Annotated in this window: 20 protein-coding genes; 4 read left to right on the top strand and 16 right to left on the bottom strand. The window is 68.1% G+C overall.

Annotation, left to right across the window (positions count from 1 at the left end; translation table 11 throughout):
- Positions 1-117: 117 nt before the first annotated feature.
- The 3 genes from ABRP28_RS18230 to ABRP28_RS18220 form a co-directional block, all read right to left on the bottom strand.
- A complete protein-coding gene (locus ABRP28_RS18230) occupies positions 118-954 on the bottom strand; it encodes an IclR family transcriptional regulator (RefSeq protein ID WP_350000974.1) in 837 nt (278 codons plus the stop codon).
- Positions 955-1,162: 208 nt separating this feature from the next.
- Positions 1,163-2,134, bottom strand: a complete 972-nt coding sequence (locus ABRP28_RS18225) for an NAD(P)-dependent alcohol dehydrogenase (protein WP_350000976.1) — start codon at positions 2,132-2,134, stop codon at positions 1,163-1,165.
- Between the two features lie 284 nt (positions 2,135-2,418).
- The gene (locus ABRP28_RS18220) at positions 2,419-3,282 is read right to left on the bottom strand and encodes an SDR family oxidoreductase (RefSeq protein WP_350000978.1); all 864 of its coding nucleotides are present in this window, start codon (positions 3,280-3,282) and stop codon (positions 2,419-2,421) included.
- A 98-nt stretch (positions 3,283-3,380) separates the two neighbouring features.
- On the opposite strand from ABRP28_RS18220, the gene ABRP28_RS18215 reads away from it, so the two are divergent.
- Both ABRP28_RS18215 and ABRP28_RS18210 read left to right on the top strand, forming a co-directional pair.
- Entirely contained in the window at positions 3,381-3,773 is a 393-nt protein-coding gene (locus ABRP28_RS18215) for a helix-turn-helix domain-containing protein (protein WP_350000980.1), read from the top strand.
- Between the two features lie 191 nt (positions 3,774-3,964).
- On the top strand, positions 3,965-4,228 hold the full coding sequence (locus ABRP28_RS18210; protein ID WP_350000981.1) for a hypothetical protein: 264 nt from the start codon (positions 3,965-3,967) through the stop codon (positions 4,226-4,228).
- 75 nt (positions 4,229-4,303) lie between these two features.
- On the opposite strand, the gene ABRP28_RS18205 is transcribed toward ABRP28_RS18210, so the two are convergent.
- Entirely contained in the window at positions 4,304-5,053 is a 750-nt protein-coding gene (locus ABRP28_RS18205) for a 3-hydroxybutyrate dehydrogenase (protein WP_350000984.1), read from the bottom strand.
- 236 nt (positions 5,054-5,289) lie between these two features.
- Between ABRP28_RS18205 and ABRP28_RS18200 the strand changes: the two genes are divergently transcribed.
- Positions 5,290-6,207 (top strand): LysR family transcriptional regulator, encoded by a 918-nt coding sequence (locus ABRP28_RS18200; RefSeq protein WP_350000985.1) that lies wholly within the window; start codon positions 5,290-5,292, stop codon positions 6,205-6,207.
- 28 nt (positions 6,208-6,235) lie between these two features.
- On the opposite strand, the gene ABRP28_RS18195 is transcribed toward ABRP28_RS18200, so the two are convergent.
- The 11 genes from ABRP28_RS18195 to ABRP28_RS18145 all read right to left on the bottom strand — a co-directional run bounded on the left by ABRP28_RS18195 (position 6,236) and on the right by ABRP28_RS18145 (position 18,237).
- The gene (locus tag ABRP28_RS18195; RefSeq protein ID WP_350000986.1) at positions 6,236-7,153 is read right to left on the bottom strand and encodes a fused MFS/spermidine synthase; all 918 of its coding nucleotides are present in this window, start codon (positions 7,151-7,153) and stop codon (positions 6,236-6,238) included.
- Positions 7,154-7,200: 47 nt separating this feature from the next.
- On the bottom strand, positions 7,201-8,739 hold the full coding sequence (gene rfaE2 / locus ABRP28_RS18190) for a D-glycero-beta-D-manno-heptose 1-phosphate adenylyltransferase (RefSeq protein ID WP_350000988.1): 1,539 nt from the start codon (positions 8,737-8,739) through the stop codon (positions 7,201-7,203).
- The gene (locus tag ABRP28_RS18185; protein WP_350000989.1) at positions 8,736-10,163 is read right to left on the bottom strand and encodes an aldehyde dehydrogenase; all 1,428 of its coding nucleotides are present in this window, start codon (positions 10,161-10,163) and stop codon (positions 8,736-8,738) included. The genes rfaE2 and ABRP28_RS18185 overlap by 4 nt, the downstream gene beginning before the upstream one ends.
- Before the next feature lie 43 nt (positions 10,164-10,206).
- The gene (locus tag ABRP28_RS18180) at positions 10,207-10,923 is read right to left on the bottom strand and encodes an SDR family oxidoreductase (RefSeq protein WP_350000991.1); all 717 of its coding nucleotides are present in this window, start codon (positions 10,921-10,923) and stop codon (positions 10,207-10,209) included.
- Positions 10,924-10,985: 62 nt separating this feature from the next.
- Positions 10,986-12,395, bottom strand: coding sequence for a PfkB family carbohydrate kinase (locus tag ABRP28_RS18175; RefSeq protein WP_350000993.1), 1,410 nt, complete (start codon positions 12,393-12,395; stop codon positions 10,986-10,988).
- Entirely contained in the window at positions 12,392-13,102 is a 711-nt protein-coding gene (locus tag ABRP28_RS18170) for an SIS domain-containing protein (protein ID WP_350000995.1), read from the bottom strand. The genes ABRP28_RS18175 and ABRP28_RS18170 overlap by 4 nt, the downstream gene beginning before the upstream one ends.
- Entirely contained in the window at positions 13,099-14,352 is a 1,254-nt protein-coding gene (locus ABRP28_RS18165; protein WP_350000996.1) for a glycosyltransferase, read from the bottom strand. The genes ABRP28_RS18170 and ABRP28_RS18165 overlap by 4 nt, the downstream gene beginning before the upstream one ends.
- Complete coding sequence (locus ABRP28_RS18160; protein ID WP_350000997.1) at positions 14,349-15,392, bottom strand: glycosyltransferase family 4 protein; 1,044 nt, start codon at positions 15,390-15,392, stop codon at positions 14,349-14,351. Before ABRP28_RS18160 ends, ABRP28_RS18165 begins: the two co-directional genes overlap by 4 nt.
- Positions 15,389-16,477: a glycosyltransferase family 9 protein gene (locus ABRP28_RS18155; protein ID WP_350000999.1), complete on the bottom strand. Its 1,089-nt coding sequence runs from the start codon at positions 16,475-16,477 to the stop codon at positions 15,389-15,391. The genes ABRP28_RS18160 and ABRP28_RS18155 overlap by 4 nt, the downstream gene beginning before the upstream one ends.
- On the bottom strand, positions 16,477-17,013 hold the full coding sequence (locus ABRP28_RS18150) for an HAD-IIIA family hydrolase (protein ID WP_350001001.1): 537 nt from the start codon (positions 17,011-17,013) through the stop codon (positions 16,477-16,479). The genes ABRP28_RS18155 and ABRP28_RS18150 overlap by 1 nt, the downstream gene beginning before the upstream one ends.
- A 258-nt stretch (positions 17,014-17,271) precedes the next feature.
- Entirely contained in the window at positions 17,272-18,237 is a 966-nt protein-coding gene (locus ABRP28_RS18145; RefSeq protein WP_350001003.1) for a sigma-70 family RNA polymerase sigma factor, read from the bottom strand.
- Between the two features lie 147 nt (positions 18,238-18,384).
- On the opposite strand from ABRP28_RS18145, the gene ABRP28_RS18140 reads away from it, so the two are divergent.
- A complete protein-coding gene (locus tag ABRP28_RS18140) occupies positions 18,385-19,440 on the top strand; it encodes an NAD-dependent epimerase/dehydratase family protein (RefSeq protein ID WP_350001005.1) in 1,056 nt (351 codons plus the stop codon).
- On the opposite strand, the gene ABRP28_RS18135 is transcribed toward ABRP28_RS18140, so the two are convergent.
- Positions 19,437-20,189, bottom strand: a complete 753-nt coding sequence (locus ABRP28_RS18135; RefSeq protein WP_350001007.1) for a hypothetical protein — start codon at positions 20,187-20,189, stop codon at positions 19,437-19,439. The two genes, ABRP28_RS18140 and ABRP28_RS18135, sit on opposite strands and share 4 nt — an antisense overlap.
- Positions 20,190-20,263 lie beyond the last annotated feature (74 nt).

Raw genomic sequence — 20,263 nt, 5'->3', positions numbered from 1 at the left:
CGCGGGTGCTGTCCGGGATACCGGACGCTCCCCTGCCGCCCTTGCCCCGTCCCCGACCGTCCCAAAGGCGAAGGTTTGCGAGCTCCCGGTGATGGCGCAATCCGGGTGGGGACGGGACTACTTGGCGGGCCGGCCGTGGAGCCGGACCGAGAGCTCATCGGCGGCCTTCTGCACGCGCGCAGCAAGCGCCGGCCACTGCCCTGCCGGCACCTTGTCCTCGAGGAACGTGACGGCGACGGCCGCCGTCGGCCATCCCAGGTGGTCCGTCACGGCGGCGGCGATCGAGCCAAAGCCCGGCGTGACCTCGCCGTGTTCGGTGGCGTAGCCGCGCTGCCTCACCTGGTCCAGGTGGGAGGACAGCGCCGAGTACTTCATGATTGCCCCTTCCACCTCGTGCCGGGCGGTGAAGGCAGCAGCGTTCGGATAGAGCGCGCGGACCTGGGACTTGGGAAGGGCTGCGAGGATGGCGCGGCCGCTCGCGGTGAGGTGGCTGGGTAGCCGGACGCCGACCTCGGTCACCAGGGACGGCCGGTTCTTGGCCCGCTCTTCCACGATGTAGAGGACGTCCCGCCCATGCAGCACGGCAAGGTGCGCGCTCTCGCCCAGCGCATCCACGAGGGAGGCAAGCAACGGCCGGCCCAGGCGGGACAGCGGTTCCTGCCGGGAGTAGGCGGAGCTGAGCTCGAACGCGCTGATGCCCAGCCCGTACCGCTGCTCCTCATGGAGGTGGAGGACAAACCCGTTTGCTTCCATGACGCCCAGCAGGTGGTAGACGCTGGAACGCGGCAGGCCCAGGGTGGAGGCGATTTGCGACGCCGCCATCGGGCCACGCCGCGACGCCAGCAGTTTGAGGATGCGCAGGGTGTTCTCGGCAGCGGGGACTTTGGACGTCGCCTTCGATGCCGCCTGTGGTGCGCCGCTGGTTCCAGGACCGGCCTCAGTGTCCAACAGCATGTTTCCTCCATCGCTTCTTGCGCGGCCTCGCAGCCCTGTCCGGTATCCCGTACTTAACCTTGCGCGCTGAAAGGGCCCCTGTGTGCCATCAGACCATGCCTGGTGTCTGGGATGCCAGACACCGCAGGGGCGGCGACTGTGAACGCTTAGGTGGAGTCCCCGCCATGGATAAACAACAAACCCTGCTGCTGCAGGGCAAAAGCCAGGATCAGATCCTGACCACTACTTTCCCGAGGCTGCGGCCCTCCCGGAGATAGGTGATGGCGGCCGGTGCTTCCGCAAGCGTGAAGACCTTGTCCACAACTGGCTTAACGCTCCCGGCTTCAACGAGGGATGCCAGGGCTTCAAGGTCAAGGTGCGTCTCCTTCGACACCAGGCCCTTGAATTCCTGCCGGGAGAAAAGCGAGAACAAGGGTGCCGCGAGTGACCTTTCGAAGCCACCGGTCAGCTTTCCACCGCGCTCGCCTCCGACGAGCACCAGCGTGCCCCGCGGGCCGAGCGCACGTTTGAGGACGGAGAGCGGACGGTTGCCGGCGGTGTCCAGGATGACGTCGTACCGCACCCCGCCAGCAGCAAAGTCCTCCCGCGTGTAATCCACCACTGCGTCAGCGCCGAGGGACCGGACCAGTTCAACTTTGCCCGTGCTGCACACCCCCGTCACGTCCGCACCAAAGGCCTTGGCTATTTGCACCGCGAAGGACCCCACTCCCCCGCCGGCCCCAATGACCAGCACCTTCTGGCCGACCGTAACATGCCCGGCGTCCCTTACCGCCTGCAGGGCCGTGACGCCGGAGATGGGCGCCACTGCCGCTTCTTCGAATGAGAGGTTCCGGGGTTTCGCGGCAAGCCTGCCCTCCCTGGCACACACGTACTCGGCAAAGGACCCCTCCGACGTGCCAAAGACCTCGTCCCCAGCCTTGAGGCGGGTCACGCCGGCTCCAACCGCCTCCACAACGCCGGCCACTTCCCGGCCCCGCACGGGCACTTTGGGCTTCTTCAGGCCAAAGCCAAAAAGCCGGATCAAGTAGGGCAGCCCGGTCATCAGGTGCCACACGCCCTGCTCCACCCCGGCGGCCCGCACGCTGACCAGGACCTCCCCCTTGCCCGCTGCAGGCCGGGCAATATCCCGCAGCTCAAGTACGTCCGCGGTCCCATAGACGTCCTGCACGATAGCTTTCATGCTTGATCTCCTTTGGGCCGCCGCAGGTACCGGAACGCATTCCCCGGCAGCCTGTCCCGCACCGTCCGGCGCGCTGGCAGCAGGCCCCCAACCTAGGGAAAAGCCAGCACCGCGTCAAGGGGGCGGCCGACGGCGGGACCACCTTTTGTGCGCCGGCCCCACCGCCGCCCATGGTCATCAGAACCCGCGGCGGATTCTGCGGTTCCCCTGCGCCTCCGGCCGGCAGCAGTTGCCGGCTGCCGGCCGGAGGCCTCCGCCCAGTGCCAAACGCAGAAGCTCCGCCGCTATACGGCGGCAGCGGCCGCCTGCACAGCCTCAGCCAGCGAGGTGGCAGGCCGTCCAAGCAGCCTGCGCAGGTCTCCGCTGCTTACCAGCAGGTCCCCGCGGGCGATGCCCAGGTCCGAGTCGGCCAGGATCTCCGCGAAGGCCTCCGGGACCCCCACCCCGGCCAGCAGGTTTGCGTAGTCATCTGCAGGCAGGTCGTTGTAGGTGATGGTTTTTCCGGTGGCCGCGCTGATTTGGGCTGCGAGGTCCGCCATGCTGAAGGGTTCGTCACCGCCCAGTTCATACACCTTGCCCGCCTGGCCCCCAGCCACGAGCACTGCAGCGGCGGCGTGGGCGTAGTCCGCACGCGCGGCGCCGCTGACCTTGCCGTCGCCGGCGCTCCCGGCCAGGGCACCCTGCGCCAGGGTTCCCGGCAGCTGGTCGGTGTAGTTCTCCAGGTACCAGCCGTTCCGCAGCAGAACGAAGGGAACCCCTGAGTCCCGCAGGATGGCCTCGGTGGCCTGGTGCTCGGCCGCCAGCTTCATCCCCGTGCTGTCGGCGTTGGCGATGCTGGTGTAGGCCAACAGCTCCACGCCTTCGGCCTTCGCGGCTTCGATCACGGTGCGGTGCTGCTCCACGCGCTGGCCAACCTCGCTGCCGGAGATGAGCAGCACTTTCCGGGCGCCTTTCAGTGCCGAGGCCACGGAGGACGCATCCGCATAGTCCATTGCCTTGACCTGAACGCCGCGCGCGGCAAAGCCGGCCAGCTTTTCCACTGAACGCCCCGCGGCCACAATCTCCCCGGCCGGGACGCTGCGCTCCAGCAGGGCCTCGACGACGTGGCGGCCCAGCTGGCCGGTTGCTCCGGTGATGACGATGCTCATGAAAATTCCTTCCGTAGGGTGTCTGTCATGAAGCACAACCACCAGGACTTTTCATTACTTCCCCAAAGAGAGTACGCACTTTTAGGTAAGGTACTAACATGAAAGTTAGTGCCTCTGACCGTCCTCCCCAGGCAGCACCGCTTCCGGTCGACCTTGCCGACGGCGTCTTCCCGGCCGGGTGCCCCAGCCGGACCGTGCTGGACCACGTCACCAGTAAATGGGGAGTGCTGATCCTGCTTGCGCTTTCCGAGGGCGAGCAGCGGTGGAGCGACCTGCGGCGCCGGGCCGAGGGCATCAGCGAAAAGATGCTGGCACAGACCCTCAAGACCCTGGAGCGGGACGGCCTGGTGCGCCGGGACGCGCAGGCGGTGATTCCGCCCCGGGTGGATTACAGCCTCACCGAGCGCGGGTACGGGCTGAGCGCCCTCCTGGTTCCGCTGGTTGCGTGGGCCTTCGAGAACGCGGAGGACATCGTCAACGGCCAGCGTTGAGTCTCACTGTCACAGGCAAGTACCGGCCTTGCCAAAAGCGAGTACCTGTTACTGGTGTGACTGGTGTGAATAGCGCCTAGCTTTGACATAAGGTGCCAGCCGGAATGGGAGGGCCGCCCTCTGCTGGGAGCGTTCCGGTTAACCTGCACCATAAGTGGGCGGCCTGCGCCGCTTCCGAGGAGTTGGTACATATGGCCAAAGCCGTTGTCCGGGACCCGTCGAGCATGGGCCGGCCCATCAGCTTGACCAGCGTTGCAGCCCAAACATGGAACCGCATGCTGAAGCCCTTCGCCCCGCGGTCACCCTACAACATCGGTGACGCCGTGGTGGCGGATGACCCGTTCAAGGGCCGCCGAGAGGGAGTGGTGGTTTTCCAGCAGGGAACATCCGTGGGGGTGGATACCGCCCACGGCGTGTTCTTCTACGACCACCGGCAAATCAAGCAGCTGGATTGAGTTTTTGTCCAGATATGCAGGGGTGGACGCCCGCGGAAGCGGGCATATCTGGACGAAAACTCCTGTGCCAGGCGGCTAGCGTGCCGACCAGCCGCCATCCATGGTGTAGCTGGCGCCTGTCACCATGCCCGCGTGGTCCGACGCGAGCCAGGCAACCAGTGAGGCCACTTCTTCCGGCTCCACCAACCTTTTGACGGCAGACTCGGTCAGCATGACTTTGGCCAGGACCTCCGACTCCGGGATCCCGTGCACCTTGGCCTGGTCCGCGATCTGCGACTCCACCAGCGGGGTGCGCACATATCCGGGGTTGATGCAGTTGGAGGTAACGCCGTGCTCCCCGCCCTCAAGCGCCGTCACCTTGCTCAGCCCCTCCAGGCCGTGCTTGGCGGAGACGTAGGCGCTCTTGAAGGGAGAAGCCCGGATCCCGTGCACCGAGGAGAGATTGATGATCCGGCCGAAATTGTTCGCATACATGTGCGGCAGCGCCGCCCGGATCAACAGGAACGGCGCCTCCAGCATCAGGGTAACCAGGCGACGGAAATCGGCCGGCTCGAAGTCCTCGATGGGACTGATGCGCTGGATCCCGGCATTGTTCACCAGGATGTCGCAGTCAAGACTCAGGGTTGCGAGCGAGTCCACGTCCAGCAGGTCAACGGCCCAGGTGGTGCCTCCCACTTCATCCGCAAGTGCTTCCGCCGCGGCGGCGTCGACGTCCGCGATCACCACCTTGGCACCCCGGGCGGCGAGGGCCCGCGCGCTGGCAGCGCCGATCCCGCCCGCTCCCCCGGTAATCAGTGCCTTGCGGCCGTTCAAAGTGTTTTCCATGGCAGTCCCCTCGGGCTTTCTAACAGAATTTCCGGCCGGTCACGCAGCGCAGCGTCTAACGGGGCAGGTCCGGCAGTGCTATCTGCCGGGCGCTGTTCAGCGCTCATGGGTTTCTCCTCCGTGTCCACGGCGACACGTGCTGTGACCTCCAGCACTAATGGCTCCACTGAGTCTTACTGCACGGACATGCGCCTTCAATAGCCAATGCAGCACGTGCTGTGTGCAGAATTGCAGATATGAACGTCAATCCGGATGACCTGCTGGTACTCCTTGCGGTGTCCCGCACCGCCAGGTTCACGGCCGCCGCGCAGGCACTGGGCCTGAACCACACCACCGTTTCCCGCCGGATCGCTTCCCTGGAGAAGGCACTCGGCGGAAGGGTCCTGGCCCGTGCCCCCGGAGGATGGGAGCTGACCGTCCTCGGAGCGCAGGCGGTCCAGGCCGCTGAGCAGGTCGAAGCGGTGGTGGGCGCCCTGGGGCCCGCCGGACGGGCACCTGACCCGATTACCGGCGTCGTACGCATGACCGCAACCGATGGCTTCAGCGCCTATATCGCCGCACCCGCGGTGGCGAGGCTGCGGCGCGACCATCCCGGGCTGAGCGTTGAGGTGGTGACCATGACACGGCGGGCGCTGCAGCAGAGGTCCGGCCTGGACATCGAGGTGGTGGTGGGCGAACCGCAGGTGCACCGGGCCGAGGCCATGCGGCTGGGTGAATACATGCTGGGGATGTACGCCTCGCGCGCATACCTGGCCGAGCACGGTACGCCGGCCACGGTGGCAGAGCTCAATGACCACCCGCTGGTTTATTTCGTGGATTCGATGCTGCAGGTGGATGACCTGGACGCGCCCCGCCGGCTGGTGCCGGCCATGCGGGACGGCCTCACCTCCACCAATGTTTTTGTCCACGTGGAGGCAACGCGCGCCGGCGCTGGGATTGGTTTCCTGCCCTGCTTCATGGGCGACCTCCACCCTGACCTGGTCCGCCTGCTGCCGGCCGAGATCGCAGAACTGCTGCCCTACTGGATGGTGCTCCGGCCGGATTCGCTGCGGCGCCCGGCCGTGGCCGCGGTGGTGCAGGCACTGCGCGAACAGATGGCCGAACACCGGGAATGGCTGCTGGGCCGTGGAAAAACCTCGCCGGCTGCTCCGTAACTGTCGTTTTCGGGGGTGGAAACGGCAGTTACGGAGCAATCGATGGAGTTGCGGGCGGGTCGTGCCGCACAGGTGCCCCTGCCGCGAATGCCCGGACCTGGGCGTCGTCCCACAGGTGTGCAGGGACTGCACCACCCAGGAGCCGCCGGTGGAGCTTGGGGTCGTCACCGAACGGGGTATCGCTGCCTGCCATCACCATGTTTCCGTAGCGGCGGCCCTTGAGCATGGCGGGGTCTGCGATGATCACGGTGTGTTTGAAGGACGCCGCAATGGTGGCGGCATCCTCCCGGGCGTTCTTGAGGTCCGGCGCGTCACCCGAGTTCACCACGTAGACTCCGCCAGGCGCCAGGACGCGCTTGACGTGCCGGGTAAATTCCGCGGTGGTCAGGGGACGCGGGGTGACAGCCCCGGCAAACACGTCCCGGATGATGAAGTCCCGGGTGTCCGCCGTCAGGGTCTCGGTCACGTCGCGGGCCTCCCCCACGCGGAGCCGCAGCAGGGGCGCCTTGGGCAGGTCGAACCAGCCGCGGACGTACTCGGCCAGCTTGCCGTCCAGCTCCACCACCACCTGCCGCGCGTCCGGGTAGGCGGCGTGGAAGTACCGCGCCAGCGAGCAGGCTCCACCGCCAAGGTGCAGGCCGCGAAGCTTGGGTCCGGATGACGCCCCCGACGGCGGCCAGCGCGACTCGATGAGCGCTGCCATCCACCGCATGTATTCAAAGTCCAGGAACAGCGGGTCGGCGAGGTCGATGTGGGAGCTCATGACGCCGTTGATTTTCAGGAGCCAGCCGGTGGAGTTGTCCTGGTCGGCGATCAGCTCGCAGTCTCCGGTGTCGATGTAGTAGACGCCCTCCACCGGGCCGTCCGGCCGGGTTCCCCTGGGAACCTCCACCACACCCGCCGTGGGACGGCTGCCGCGGCCTCCCGGCTTCCCGCGTTTCGCCATTACCCGTGCCCCGCTTCACTCAAAACCAACCAGTCCAGCTCTCAACCCTAGTTGGTCTGCACGGCCCCCTCGCCGTCGCGGATCTTGTTCACCACGGCGGTGGTGGAACGGTCCGCCACGTAGTCCAGGATGGCAACGCGGCCGCCGTATTCCTCCACGGCCGGCGTCTCGGCCAGCATCTCCGGGGTGTAGTCCCCGCCCTTGGCGTAGACCTCGGGACGCAGCTGCCGGATCAACGGCGCCGCGGTGGGCGTATCAAAAACCGTCACGTAGTCCACGCAGCTCAGCGCCGCCACCACGGCGGCCCGGTCCGCCACCGCATTGATGGGGCGTCCCGCGCCCTTGAGCCGCCGCACGGATTCGTCACTGTTGAGCGCCACCACCAGGATGTCCCCCAGCTGCTTGGCCTGGTTCAGGTAGCGGGTGTGGCCGCTGTGCAGGACGTCGAAGCAGCCGTTGGTCAGGACGATGCGCTGGTCCTGCGCGCGGTGCAGCTCCAGCTGCCGTTCGAGCTCGCCGGCCTCCAGCGCGGTGTCCGCGAACGCCTTCAGGTAGCGGCTGAGCTGAGCCGTGCTGCAGACCGATGTGCCCGGCTGGTGCACCACGACGTCGGCGGCTGCCTGCGCCAGGTCCAGGCTTGCCGTGAGGGGCAGGCCTGCCGATCTGGCCAGGGTCAGTGCGGCCACGAAGGTGTCACCGGCTCCCGATGCCTGTTTTTCGGCAGCCGGGCGTGCCCACGTCCGGTGCGTCACGCCGTCGGGCCTCAGCAGCACGGTGCCGTCACGGTCCAGGGTAACCACCACGGCCCCCGCACCCGTTGCCTCCAGCAGCGCATCCGCGTGCCGGCTTACCTCCGCCACCCTCTCCTGTCCTTCCGGGAGCCGGAGGTCCAGCATCCGCGCCGTTTCCTGCGCGTTGGGGGTTACCAGGTCCGGGCGGAGCGGCGCCCACGGGCGGGGATCGTGGGAGTCGACCACCAGCAGGGGCCGGACGCCGGGCTCCCCGCGGTCCCTGCCCGCAAGGGCGTCCACCAGGCCCCGGCGGACAGGGTCAGCCAGGACGCCGGTGCCGTAGTCGCACACCATCACCGCCTGCTGGTGTTCGACGGCGGAGCGCACCGACGCCGCAAGCTCGGCCAGCGCTTCGGCGGGCACGGACCTGGCTGAGTCATCGATGCGGAGCATCACCTGGCCGCCGCTGCTGATGCGGATCTTGGTGGTGGTGACCATGTCCGGGTGGTCCAGCAGGTAGGTGACGTCGATCCCGGCCGCCACCAGCTGGTTGCGGAGGTCCATGCCGGCGTCGTCGGTTCCAATGATGCCCGCAACGGAGACCCGGGCCCCCAGGGCGGCCAGGTTCATGGCGGTGTTCGCGGCCCCGCCCGGCACAGACTCGCGGTTCTGCACGTCCACCACCGGTGCGGGGGCCTCTCGGCACAGCCGCTCAATGCTGCCGCTCCACCAGCCGTCCAGCATGACGTCGCCCAGCACCAGGATGGCCGGCTGTTCGGCGGCCAGACGCCCCGGCAGCCACTCCGCGAGGGCGCGCTGCTGCGAAAGGTCCACGGCATCTGAGGTCGGGCTCATGGCCGGTCCTTCTGTGGGGCCGCTTCGGGCGGCGCCGCAATGTGCACCACTTTGACCCGGCTGAACTCATCCAGCAGTTCGGGGCCGTACCCGAAGCCGGCGCCGCTGATGCCACGCGGCTGGGCAGCACCGCCGGGGGCACCGCCGAACACCTCGTTGATTTTCACGGTGCCCACCGGGAGGGCGGCCACTGCCTGCTGGATGTGGGCGATGTTGCCGGACAGCACTGTGGCGGCGAGGCCGTACTTGCCGCTGCATGCCAGCCGCAGGCCGTCGTCGAACGTTTTCACCACCTGGACCGGGGCCACCGGCCCGAAGGTCTCCTCCGTCATGACTTCCATGCTGTCCGTGCATCCGGTCAGGACCGTTGCGGGGTAGAACGCGCCCGGCCCGTCCGGGAGTGAACCGCCCTCGAGCGCGTGTGCTCCCTTTTCCAGAGCGTCCGTGACGTGGGCGTGGACGGCATCGCGCATGCGCTCGTCCACCAGCGGGGCCACCGTGCCGTTGCCGTTCCGGAGTGCTGCCTCCGCCTCAAGCGCAGCGCAAAACTCCCCGGCGATGGCTTCATGGACATAGATCCGTTCAACCGCCACGCAGATCTGGCCGCTGTTGCTGAAGGCGCCCATGGCGGCCTGCCCGGCTGCCCAGACGGGATCGACGTCCCGGTCCACCAGCAGGGGATCATTGCCACCGTTCTCCCGGATGACATGCGCTCCGGTCATGGCGCCGGCCCGCGCAATAGTGGCGCCGGCCGCACTGGATCCGACGTGGGCGATGACGTCCGCCCCGGATTGGGCAAGGAGTGCACCCACGCCCGCCCCGCCGGTGACCGTCTGGAACACGCCGGCCGGGAAGGCCGCGGACAGCACCTCCCCCAACGCCTCACCCAGGCGCGGGCAGCGCTCGCTGGGCTTGTGGACCACCGTGTTGCCGGTAACCAGTGCCGCGCCGATCAGCCCGCAGGCCACCGCCACGGGATCGTTCCACGGGGTAAGAAGCGCAGCGACTCCGCGCGGTTCCACCACCGTGTAGTCCGAGGCCAGCTGATTGCCGCGCAGGCTGAGGCCGCGATGGACAGGGCCAAGCTCGGCATACTGCTCCAAGGTGGAAACCCCGGCCGCGATCCCCGCGAGCGACTCTTCCACCGGCCGTCCCGTTTCGCTGGCGTTCAATCCGGCCAGTTCGCCGGCGGAAGCATCGAGCGCCCGCGCGGCGTTGCGGAGTGCGGCTCCACGCTCTGCCGGGGCCGTGGAAGCCCAGTCCGCCGCGGCCCTCCGGGCAACCTCAACGGCGCGGGTCACTGCATCGGGCTGGGCTTCGGGCACGGTCCAGAGGACCTCACCGTTACGAGGGTTGCGGATGGTGATCCCGGCGCGGTCTGCGGCTTCGGTGTCTGTGGGTGTTTCAGTGGCAGTGGTGGGCATGGTGTTCCTCCCGTCGGTTTTCCGGTCTGGTGGCCTGTGCTGTTTAGGGCCAGGAGCCCTCTTCCTCGTGGCAGATCAGCATTTCGCGGACCTCGCATCCGGTGGGCTGTGACAGGGCAAAGAGGATTGCCTGGGCCGTGTTGGCGGGATCGTTCAGGCGGGAATCGTCCTGCGGCTTGTACTGCTCCGTGCGGTCGTCGAAGAACCGGGTCTTCATGCCGCCGGGGATCATGGTGGTCACGCCGATTTCACCGCCGGTTTCCGCTGCGAGCGCGTGGCTGAATCCCACCACGCCGAACTTGGAGGCGCAGTAGGCGGTGGCATCGGCTACGGCCCGCTTGCCCAGGGTGGAAGCGACAGTCACTACCCGGCCGTGGCTGGCCTTGAGGTAGGGCAGGGCTGCCCGGACCACCGAGACGGTGCCCATGAGGTTTACCCCGATCACCTTTTCCCATTCAGTGGCTTCGACGTCCGCCAGTTTCCCGCAGCGGTCAATGCCCGCGGCGGTGACCACGGCCTCCAGGCCGCCCAGTGATTCGGCAGCTTCCTTGACGGCAGCCTCCACTGCCGCGCGGTCCGCGACGTCCACTTCGAAGGCCTTCACAGCGGAGACATTGCTGATGTCGCGGTCCAGCACCACCGGGGTGCCGCCTGCCTTAAGGACGGCGTCAACGACGGCGGCCCCCAGTCCGGAGGCACCTCCCGTGACGAGCACGCGGCCGGGGGTGTTGGTTCCAGGCACATTCACTTCTGCAGTCATGGTGTTCCTTTCAGTGGGAATACAAATCAGTGGGAATACAAAGACGTGCGGCAGGGCCGCGGTCAGCTCACCTTGGCAAGGGCATCGGCCAGCCCGGTGGTGGAACGGGCAGGATGGTAGGGGACGGTAAGGCAGCGGCCTCCCCATTTCTCCACGAGGTCGGCCTCCGGCAGGCGGGCACCCTTGTAGTCCCCGCCCTTGACCCAGATGTCCGGGCGAAGGCGCTCCAGGGCCGCTTCCGGGGTGTCCTCATCGAAGACCATCACCGCGTCCACGCACTCCATGGCCAGCAGCAGTTCTGCCCTGTCCTGCTGGCTGATGATGGGACGCTCCGGCCCCTTGAGCCGGCGGACAGAGTCATCCGAGTTGAGGCAGACGATCAGGCAATCGCCCAGTTCGCGTGCAGCGGCGAGGGACCGGACGTGGCCGGCGTGCAGCAGGTCGAAGCAGCCACCTGTGGCCACGACTGTCCCGCCGTTGTCCCGCACCGCGCGGGCCAGCAGCAGCGGTTCGCTGGTGCGGAGCCTGCCGGCTGCCTGGTTCCGCGGCTTCGGGGCGGCTGCAGTGGGGCCGGCCGGGTCCGGCAGCGCGGACACTCCCCCGCTGGCCAGGAAATCCGCGGCGTCATGGACTGCCAGCCTGGCTGCCTCCCCAAGCTCGCGGCCTGCCAAGAGGTGGACTGCCAGGCTGGCCGCAAGCCTGTCACCTGCACCGCAGGGATCACCCGCTTCCACCCGTGGCGCCGGCACTGCCTGGGCAGAGTCGCTGCCCTGTTGCAGCAGGACTGCTCCCTGCTCGCCCTTGGTGACCAGGACGGCGCGGCTCTGCCACTGCTCCATCAGGATCCGGCCGGCCCGGGCTGCCGGGTCCTGCGTCCCAGCGTCCTGGAGGTTGGCGTAGGCCCCCGCCGCCTTGCTGGCCTCGGCGAGGTTGGGCGTCACCACGGCCACACCCGGGACCGGGTCCGGCCCGGAAGGGTGCGGGTCCCAGATGATAGGCACGCTGTCAGCCAGCCGGGCCAGGAGGTCCCTGAGCTGCGGATTCTCCGCCAGGCCCCTGCCGTAGTCGGCCACGATGATCACGCCTGCCTGCTCAACCGCACGGAGCATGGCCGGGCTGGCTTCCGGAACAGGCGCCTTGCCGCAGCCTTGGTCAAAGCGCACCACCGGGTGCGATCCCGCCCTGACCCGGGTCTTGACCGGAGAGGGATGGCCGCTGGGGCCGGACACAAGCCGTACCCCGGCGAGGTGCGCTTCAAGCTGCCGGCCGGCGTCGTCATCGCCCAGGACAGTCACCAGGGTGACGGGCCAGCCGTCCTCCGCCAGCATCCGCGCCACCAGGCCGGCACCGCCTGCGCGCCGTTTGACCCCGGAGACGTCCACCACCGGAACAGGCGCGTCGGGGCTGAGCCGGGTGGCTTCCCCGGACAGGTCCACGTCCAGCATCACGTCCCCCACCACGACGATCCTCATGCCCGGCCTCCCCGCCCCGGCAGGCCGGCGTCGGGAACGCCGCGGCGTCCCACCTCCAGGTCAAACGCGCGGCACATGGCATGCAGGGCGATCAGGTGCCCCTCCTGCGCATTGGCGTTAAGGGCATCGATCATCACTGCCTCGTCACAGGCCTCGGACAAGGGGTTGGGGCCGGCGCCGGTGAGCGCCCAAGTGGTGATGTTGAGCCGGGCGGCCACCTCCGCTGCGCGCAGCAGGTTGGGGCTCTTCCCGCTGGTGGAAAGCAGCATCAGCACGTCACCGGAGCGGCCGTGCGCACGCACCTGGCGCGCAAAGACGTCGTCGTACCCATAGTCGTTGGCGATAGCTGTGACGGCCGAGGACTCGGCGTGCAGCGAGATGGCAGAGAACGGGACGCGCTCGCCGTCGAACCTGCCCACCAGCTCGGCGGTGAGATGCTGTGCCTCCGCAGCTGAACCGCCGTTCCCTGCGGCCAGGAGGCGCTGCCCGCGCAGCAGGCGCTGCGCAAGCTCCACTCCCCAGGCGGCCAGGCGTCCGGACTGGCGCCGCAGCGAATCCAGCGCCGGCACTACGTTGTCCAGGTGGGTCTGGACGATATCTGCGGTTGCCGGGTCCACAAACCCGGAACCGGGCAGGACGGGCGGCAGGGCCGCAGGGGCGGCCAGGGTACCCAGCCCGGCGTCACGAAGGGACCATTCCGGAGTCACAGCGCCGCTCCTTCCATCGGGGAAACGCCGGCAGGAGCTCCTGCCACAGCGAGCTGGTAGGCCTTTTCGGTTTCGGCGGCCACCCGGTCCCAGGAGTACCGGGTGCGGGCGCGCACCTTGCCCGCGTTGCCAAGCTCCGTCCGCAGTGCAGGATTATCGAGCAGCATGGCCAGGGCGGAGGCGATGGCTTCCGGGTCGCGGGGCGGCACGTGCAGCCCGGTTCCGTGGTCCACCACTGTGTCGCGGAGACCACCGACGGCGGCAGCCACCACTGGGACGCCGCAGGCCATGGCTTCCAGCGGGACAATGCCAAAGGGCTCGTACCAAGGGGCGCACACCACGGCGTCAGCGCTGCGGAAGATTCCGGGCATCTCGCTGCGGGAGACCTGTCCTTGCAGCCGCACCTGATCCGCCACCCCGAGTTCGGCGGCAAGGCCCAGCAGGCGGCGCACCTCCGGATCCGCGTCAAGGACCCCGGAATCCCCGCCGCCGCCCACGATCAGCAGCTCGACGCCGTCGAACCCTGCCTCGCGCAGGTAAGGCAGTGCCCGGATCACCAGATCCACCCCCTTGCGCGGCACCAGGCGGCCCACCGAGAGGATCCGGTGCCTCGCCGTCCTTGCCGCCATGGGACCGTCAGCCGAGAAGAAATCCAGGTCCACGCCGCAGGGGGCAATGGAAATCTTGCCGGTGTCGATGCCCATGGCCTTGAGCTCGAAAACCTCGTCCGAGCAGGTGGCGATAATCCTGTCCGCGGACCTGCCCACACCCGGTTCGAGCCAGCGGCGTTCCCCCGGGCTGGTGTCCTCGGCGCCCTGGTGCCTGCGCTTGACGGTCCCCAGCGCGTGGAAGGTCTGGATGACAGGCACCCGGTACCCGGACTCGGGGCGCCGGGCCGCGTCCAGGGCGGCCAGGCCTGACATCCAGAAGTGGCCGTGCACCACGTCCGGCGGCCGCTGACTCCAATCCCTGGCCACGCCGTCGGCGAGCTCACCCATGAAGGGCAGGAGCTCGTCCTTCGGAACGTGGCGGGCCGGCCCTGCATCCACATGGACCACGTCCAGGCGCCGTCCCACCCGCACCCTGGCCGGAAGCTCCGTTGCGTCCCTGCGGGTGTAGACGGTGACGTGGTGGCCACGTTTGGCCAGGGCCTCCGACAATGCCGCAACGTGCACGTTTTGTCCGCCGGCGTCCACCCCGCCCAAGGCCGCCAAAGGACTGGCGTGTTCTGAAATCATCGAGATTCTCATGGGGTCTTCCTCTCTCGCGCCGGAACAAGGATCCGCTCGTCCAGGCCGGTGTTGCCGGCGGTCTGTATGCGCCTGGGCCGGCCGGCCAAGTCCCCAAGCAGCTCATCCCAGCGGTCCTGGAACTTCCCCAGCCCGTACCGTTCCAGTGCCGCTTCACGCGCGGCGGCTCCCCGTCGTCGTGCTTCCTCCGGATTGTCCACCAGCCGCCGCGCACAGCGGACCAGCTCGTCGATGTCAGCGGACACGGCACCCGCTTCCGGCGGCACGGCCCGCGGTGCTTCGGTGCTTGCCAGGGCAACCACCGGCATCCCCAGGTGCATGGCTTCCAGGAGGGACAGGCCCAGTGAGGTCCAGCGCATCGGGTGCACGTAGACGCGGCACCGTGCCAGTTCGCGGTGCAGTTCCTGGGTCTTGAGGTCGCCGCGGGACGTCACCCGGGAGGAGTCAATGCCTGTGGCGGCAGCCAGGCCGTCCGTCTTCATGCCGAAGACCTGCAGCGGCGCCACGGAGGCGAAGGCCGGCAACAGGTCAGTTCCCGTCACACGCCCGCGGCGGACAGGTTCATTGATGACCACGCCCAGCTCCGCCAGTTCGCCCGTATAGAGCTGCCCGGGATCCGGTATTCCATGCTCGATCACCACCGAAACCGCAGACCCGTTGTCCCAGGCGAGCCGGTTGAAGTGGGTGACGTGCACCAGGGGGATGGCTGACTGGTCCGCGAGCGGGTGCCGTGTGAAGGGGAAATCGCCCTTCGGGGTGTTGTGCTCCACGTACACCGCCGGCAGGTCAATCCCGGGCCGGCGGCCCAGCACGCGCTCGACTTCAGCAACTTCTTCCGGGCGTTGCAGCACGACGGCGTCGACGGCGTCCGCGTCCAGCGCCGCCAGGTCCACCTCCCGCACCGATGCGGGCCAGTCCCTGCCGGCACGGCCAAGGCCCCAGGGCCCACCGGCGGGCAGGAGAGGGAGCAGGTATTCATGACGTCCGCGCACGAAGGCGTCCGTCCAGGAACCGTGGACATGCCAGAGCAGGATTCTCATCTGTTGCGGGCCTTTCTACGGGTGCTGACGTGGGTCCTGAAGGAGCTCACTCCGCCCATCAGGCGTTCCACTGCCGCCACCACTTCCTCGGGCGAAACGGAGTCCAGGCAGGGGTGTCCCGGAACCGGGCAGACGCGGGCGCGGGTCATCCGGCAGGGAGCGTTCTGGTCCCCGAGGAGTTCCAGCGGAACCCCGTAGGGTGCCCAGCGGATGGCCGGGACCACGGGGGAAAACAGGCAGGCAACGGGAGTGCCGACAGCGGCCGCGAGGTGCGCGGGACCGGTGTTGCCGGTGATGACTGCACCGGCTCCTGCCATGACGCCAGCCATCGTGTGCAGGTCAGTGCGCCCGCCAAGGTCCAGTGCCGAGGGTCCGGCAACGGTTGCGGTGAGGGAGGTTTCATTCGGTCCGCCGGTAACCACCACCCGGTGCCCCGCACCCTGGAGGAGTTCGACGGCGGCCGCGTGGTGCAGCGGGGGCCAGGCCCTTGCGGGCACGGCCGCGCCGGGGTGCACCACCACGTAGGGTTCCTGCCCCACCAGGTCGCGGACGTCGGGGATGGATGCCACCCGGAGCTTGCCGTCGTCGCCCGCGGGCAGCCGGAACCCTGCCGCCTCCGCGATGCCCAGCGCCCGTTCCGCCTCGGGCTGGTCTTCCGGGAAGTCTTCCCCCGGCTTGAGCCGGACATCCAGCAGGGACCCGGCGTAATCAGTGGACGCCCCGGTGATCCGTTCGACGCCGGCCAACCGGAGCAGCAGTGCCAGCGGCAGCGGGGACTGGTGGAATGAGGTCAGGATGACGGCTTCGGTAATCCTGGAGTTCCGGACGTATTCGATGAGCCTGTCAGCGTGCGGGCCGGTCATTTTCGGTGCGGGATTCATGATCCAGGGGCTGTCCCAGCTGTAGACCTCCGCTACCCCGGGCAGCAGGCCCGCGGCAGCCTCGCCTTGCCTGCCGCACAGCATCACCACGTGGTTGGCACCGCTGCCGTCCGGCGTCCGGCCGTTCGCCACGGCCCGGACAGCGGGCCCGGCCAGGAGGACATCGCCCATGCTGTCCAGGCGCGCCACCAGGACGCGGCCCATTACCGCCGCTCCTGCAGCAGGCGCACGGCGCCGGCCAGGTCCTGCGCCACCAGCGGGGCGTCAGCCACTTCCGCCGCAAGCGTGACAGGGGTGGGGACCAGGACGCCGGTAGCGCCCGCTGCCTCCGCAGCCCTGACATCGGCGCCGATGTCGCCGATCAGTGCCGCCTCGGACTCCGTGACACCGAGCTTCCGGCAGGCGCTGTGGACCATCCCCGGTGCGGGCTTTCGGCACAGGCAGCCGTCCTGCTCCGCATGGGGACAGACTTCCCACACGTCAAAGGGGCCAAGCAGTTCCTCAACCCTGGCATTTACCCTGGCGACGTCGTCGGCAGTGATCATGCCCCGTGCGATGCCCGACTGGTTGCTGACCACGCCGGTGGCGATTCCATCAGAGCGCAGGGCATCGAGGACCGCTTTGGCGCCGGGCATCGGCCGGACAAGGTCCGGGTCCCCGTTGTACGGCACATCGACCACCAGGGTCCCGTCCCGGTCGAACAGGACAGCCCTGAGCCTGGATGTTTCGGTGCTTCCCATGTGTTCCCTGTTCCCCTCTGCTGCTGCTCCTAAACAGGGCTAAATGATTTTCCCGGCTTTCAGTGGGTTGTTCGTCCACGGCGCTGAACAGGCAAGATAGGCCTATCCCTGCCTGTTGGCGGTCTTCCTGCGGTCTTGTGGAGGTGTCGGTTCGCCCGGTTCGGGAGCGGCGGATTTCCCGTGCCATGGGTGCGGGCTGCGGGATGCACGCGCACTGGATCCGGGAGCGGCGACCCAGGATTCCAGCGAGCCTGGCGGCTACCTTGTCCCCGCCCGTGCAGTGCCCCTGCGGGCAGCGCTCCTGCCGGACGTGGCAGGATTGCCCAGTCCATGGGCGGTATGCAAGGACGCGCCGGGCATCGGTGCCATGCGGGCCCCATGGCCTGCATTTCCCCGGGCAGTGTTCGCTTGCGTCTCGTCCCCCGCTCCCGGGATGGCACTGTCTTCCAGCCTGCGCTGGAGAGCCACCAGCACGCGGGCAAGCCGGCGCGAGACCTGCATTTGGGACATGCCCAGCCGCTTTCCCAGCTGCACCTGGGTTTCCTCGCAGAAGTAGCGGCGGTACAGGAGTTCCCGGTCTGCAGGGTCCAGGTCCTGGATGGCATCACGCAGGCAGGCCAGCTCTTCCAAGCGTTCAAGCGGCGTCTCGGGGCATGCCAGCACCTCGCCAATGGACGGCGCGTCGGAGTGCGGGCTGACAGCATCCAGGGAGTCGGGGTGCATGCTGCTCGAGGCCGAGATGGCCTCCTGCACGGCGGCAGGATCTTCACCGAGGGCCCCGGCCAGCTCGGCAACGCTGGGACTCCTGCCCAGCGACTGGGTGAGTTCCGGTTCCGTCCGGAACATCCGGGTGCGCAGGTCCTGGATGTGCCGTGGGGGGCGGACCACCCATGTGCGGTCACGAAGATACCGCTTCAGCTCCCCTGTGATGGTGGGGGCTGCGTAGGCGGGAAAGCTCTCGCCCTTGGACTGGTCGAAGCCGCGGGCGGCCTTCACCAGTCCAAGGTAGGCAACCTGGTTCAGGTCCGCGCGTTCGCGTCCGCGGGCTTCAAACCGGGCGGCGAGGGCCTCGGCCAGGTCCAGGTAGCCCAGGACCAGATCGTTTTCGAAGGTTTGGCGCAGCCGTCCCGCTTTGGTACCGGAAGGGCTGTTTCCCGGTATTTCTGACGGGGTCTGGTGGACGGGCATCGTATCCACGGCAAGCGCGGGAAAGTTTTCGGGCATTGTCGTTGGTTCCCTCGGGTAGGGGTCCGAAAGCCTGCGGCAAGACTTAGAAGTAGGAAATCATAAGGTTGCTTATAAAACAATGCTGCCCGGATATAGGCTCGGTGTGTCAGCCGTACCGGGAAGCCCAGCCAAGGAGTCCTTGCCATGCACATCGCCATCACCGGTGCCAGCGGAAATGCCGGAACAGCACTCCTCCGCAGGTTGCAGGCCGAGCTGGCCGCAAAGCCCGGAAGCTTCAAGCTGACGGGGATCAGCAGGCGCCGCCCTGACACGGGCCGGGAACCCTATTCCGGCGTTGAGTGGCACACCCTGGACGTGGGCCTGGAGAGCGACCGGCCTCTGCTTGACGCCGCCTTGGAAGGCGTGGATTCCGTGGTTCACCTGGCCTGGCAGATCCAACCCAACCGGGACCTGGAACAGCTGTACCGCACCAATGTGACCGGCACCAGGAACGTGCTGGCGGCAGCGGCCAGGGCAGGAGTGAAACAGGTAGTCTGCGCCTCGTCGGTCGGCGCCTACAGCAAGGCATCCAAAGATCAAAGACGTGACGAATCATGGCCGGTCCACGGCATGGCGGGCTCCCACTACAGCCGGCACAAGGCGGAGCAGGAAGAAGCCCTGGACGCGTTCATGGCGGCGGAACCCGGAATCTCGGTGGCAAGGCTCCGGCCAGGCCTGATTTTCCAGTCCGATGCTGGAAGCGAGATTGGACGGTATTTCCTGGGGCCGGCCATTCCACGGCTGCTGCCGGGGAAGCTCCGGATTCCGCTGCTTCCCGCCCCGGACGGCCTGGTTTTCCAGGCGGTGCACGCCGATGATGTGGCGGATGCCTACTGGCGCGTTATCGACCAGCGGGCTTCGGGGGCCTTCAATATTGCGGCAGAGCCGGTCCTGACGCCGCAGGAAATCGCCCGCATTGTGGGCGCCAGGAGGATCCTGCCCATTCCCATGGGGCTGCTTCACAGGATCGTAGGCCTGACGTGGCGGCTGCGGCTCCAGCCCACCGACTCCGGATGGGTGGACATGGCAGCCGGCGCTCCCATCATGGACACTGGCCGGGCCCGCCGAATCCTCTGCTGGGAGCCGGCGATACCAGCTACCGACGCCGTCCGGGCCGTCCTCCAGGGCATGGGAACGGGGGAAGGAGTAACCCCCTCCCCCGTGCTCAAGCCAAGGAAACCGGCACCGCCCGTGGACTAGATGCCCGAGTGCGGATCCTTCCGGTCACGGCGGCTGCCGTCTGCAGGGTTGATCCCCTCATCGGCGATGTCCCCACGCGCCGTACGGTCCCGCCGCGCCGCATCGTCCCGGACGCCGTCGTGCGCAGGATCTCCCGGGGCGCCATTGTGCGCCGCATCGTCGCGAAGGCCAGTGTGCCCGGAATCGTCGCGAACGCCGTCGTGGCCGGCAACGCCGCGGTCTCCAGCCTGGGCGACACCTCCACGGTCGCGGGTATCATCACGGCCAACAGTGCCGCGGCCTGCCTCAGCAGCGCCGCCTCCCACACCTTCGTGGCCAGCGCGCTCGCGGTTGCCGCGGTCGCGGCGGTCCGGGTGGACCTCGCCGCGGCGGTCGGGGTGGACCTCGCCGCGGCGGTCGCCGTTGACGTCAGGGTCCAGCTCGTCCGCCTTCCGCGCCCGTTCGTTCACATCGTCGCGGAGCGCCTTGGCCTCCATGGCCTGCTGGTCTGCCTGCTGGCGCAACCTGGCCGCATCCACCTGGGCCTGCTCCGCATCAGCCCTGGCACGCGTAGCTTTCGCTTCGCGCTCCCGGGCGTCAAGATCCTTCATCTCGGCCTCGCGGCGGATTTCCGCTGCCTTGGCCCGCTGTTCGTCATCACGCTTCTGCTGGACAGCCTTCCTGCGCCGTCCGCCCGCCAGCAACAGCAGCACAACCAGCACCACCACAATGACGCCGACTACCACCCAAACCCATGGAGCTGTTTCCATACCACCCACCACTTTCCACTTGATGTGACCGGACCGGCCTGCGCCTTTCCGGCTGACTCTGCTGGAACCGTTTA

Origin of the sequence: Pseudarthrobacter sp. WHRI 8279 (assembly GCF_040224115.2) — a bacterium.
Lineage (GTDB): Bacteria > Actinomycetota > Actinomycetes > Actinomycetales > Micrococcaceae > Arthrobacter.
Note: the sequence above shows the minus strand (reverse complement) of the source record. Positions and strands in the feature narration are given on the sequence as shown.

Excerpts from the sequence above, each read along its gene's own strand:
- ABRP28_RS18230 (WP_350000974.1), bottom strand. The coding sequence starts at position 954 with ATGCTGTTGGACACTGAGGCCGGTCCTGGAACCAGCGGCGCACCACAG.
- ABRP28_RS18225 (WP_350000976.1), bottom strand. The coding sequence starts at position 2,134 with ATGAAAGCTATCGTGCAGGACGTCTATGGGACCGCGGACGTACTTGAG.
- ABRP28_RS18220 (WP_350000978.1), bottom strand. The coding sequence starts at position 3,282 with ATGAGCATCGTCATCACCGGAGCAACCGGCCAGCTGGGCCGCCACGTC.
- ABRP28_RS18215 (WP_350000980.1), top strand. The coding sequence starts at position 3,381 with ATGAAAGTTAGTGCCTCTGACCGTCCTCCCCAGGCAGCACCGCTTCCG.
- ABRP28_RS18210 (WP_350000981.1), top strand. The coding sequence starts at position 3,965 with ATGGCCAAAGCCGTTGTCCGGGACCCGTCGAGCATGGGCCGGCCCATC.
- ABRP28_RS18205 (WP_350000984.1), bottom strand. The coding sequence starts at position 5,053 with ATGGAAAACACTTTGAACGGCCGCAAGGCACTGATTACCGGGGGAGCG.
- ABRP28_RS18200 (WP_350000985.1), top strand. The coding sequence starts at position 5,290 with ATGAACGTCAATCCGGATGACCTGCTGGTACTCCTTGCGGTGTCCCGC.
- ABRP28_RS18195 (WP_350000986.1), bottom strand. The coding sequence starts at position 7,153 with ATGGCGAAACGCGGGAAGCCGGGAGGCCGCGGCAGCCGTCCCACGGCG.
- rfaE2 (WP_350000988.1), bottom strand. The coding sequence starts at position 8,739 with ATGAGCCCGACCTCAGATGCCGTGGACCTTTCGCAGCAGCGCGCCCTC.
- ABRP28_RS18185 (WP_350000989.1), bottom strand. The coding sequence starts at position 10,163 with ATGCCCACCACTGCCACTGAAACACCCACAGACACCGAAGCCGCAGAC.
- ABRP28_RS18180 (WP_350000991.1), bottom strand. The coding sequence starts at position 10,923 with ATGACTGCAGAAGTGAATGTGCCTGGAACCAACACCCCCGGCCGCGTG.
- ABRP28_RS18175 (WP_350000993.1), bottom strand. The coding sequence starts at position 12,395 with ATGAGGATCGTCGTGGTGGGGGACGTGATGCTGGACGTGGACCTGTCC.
- ABRP28_RS18165 (WP_350000996.1), bottom strand. The coding sequence starts at position 14,352 with ATGAGAATCTCGATGATTTCAGAACACGCCAGTCCTTTGGCGGCCTTG.
- ABRP28_RS18160 (WP_350000997.1), bottom strand. The coding sequence starts at position 15,392 with ATGAGAATCCTGCTCTGGCATGTCCACGGTTCCTGGACGGACGCCTTC.
- ABRP28_RS18155 (WP_350000999.1), bottom strand. The coding sequence starts at position 16,477 with ATGGGCCGCGTCCTGGTGGCGCGCCTGGACAGCATGGGCGATGTCCTC.
- ABRP28_RS18150 (WP_350001001.1), bottom strand. The coding sequence starts at position 17,013 with ATGGGAAGCACCGAAACATCCAGGCTCAGGGCTGTCCTGTTCGACCGG.
- ABRP28_RS18145 (WP_350001003.1), bottom strand. The coding sequence starts at position 18,237 with ATGCCCGAAAACTTTCCCGCGCTTGCCGTGGATACGATGCCCGTCCAC.
- ABRP28_RS18140 (WP_350001005.1), top strand. The coding sequence starts at position 18,385 with ATGCACATCGCCATCACCGGTGCCAGCGGAAATGCCGGAACAGCACTC.
- ABRP28_RS18135 (WP_350001007.1), bottom strand. The coding sequence starts at position 20,189 with ATGGAAACAGCTCCATGGGTTTGGGTGGTAGTCGGCGTCATTGTGGTG.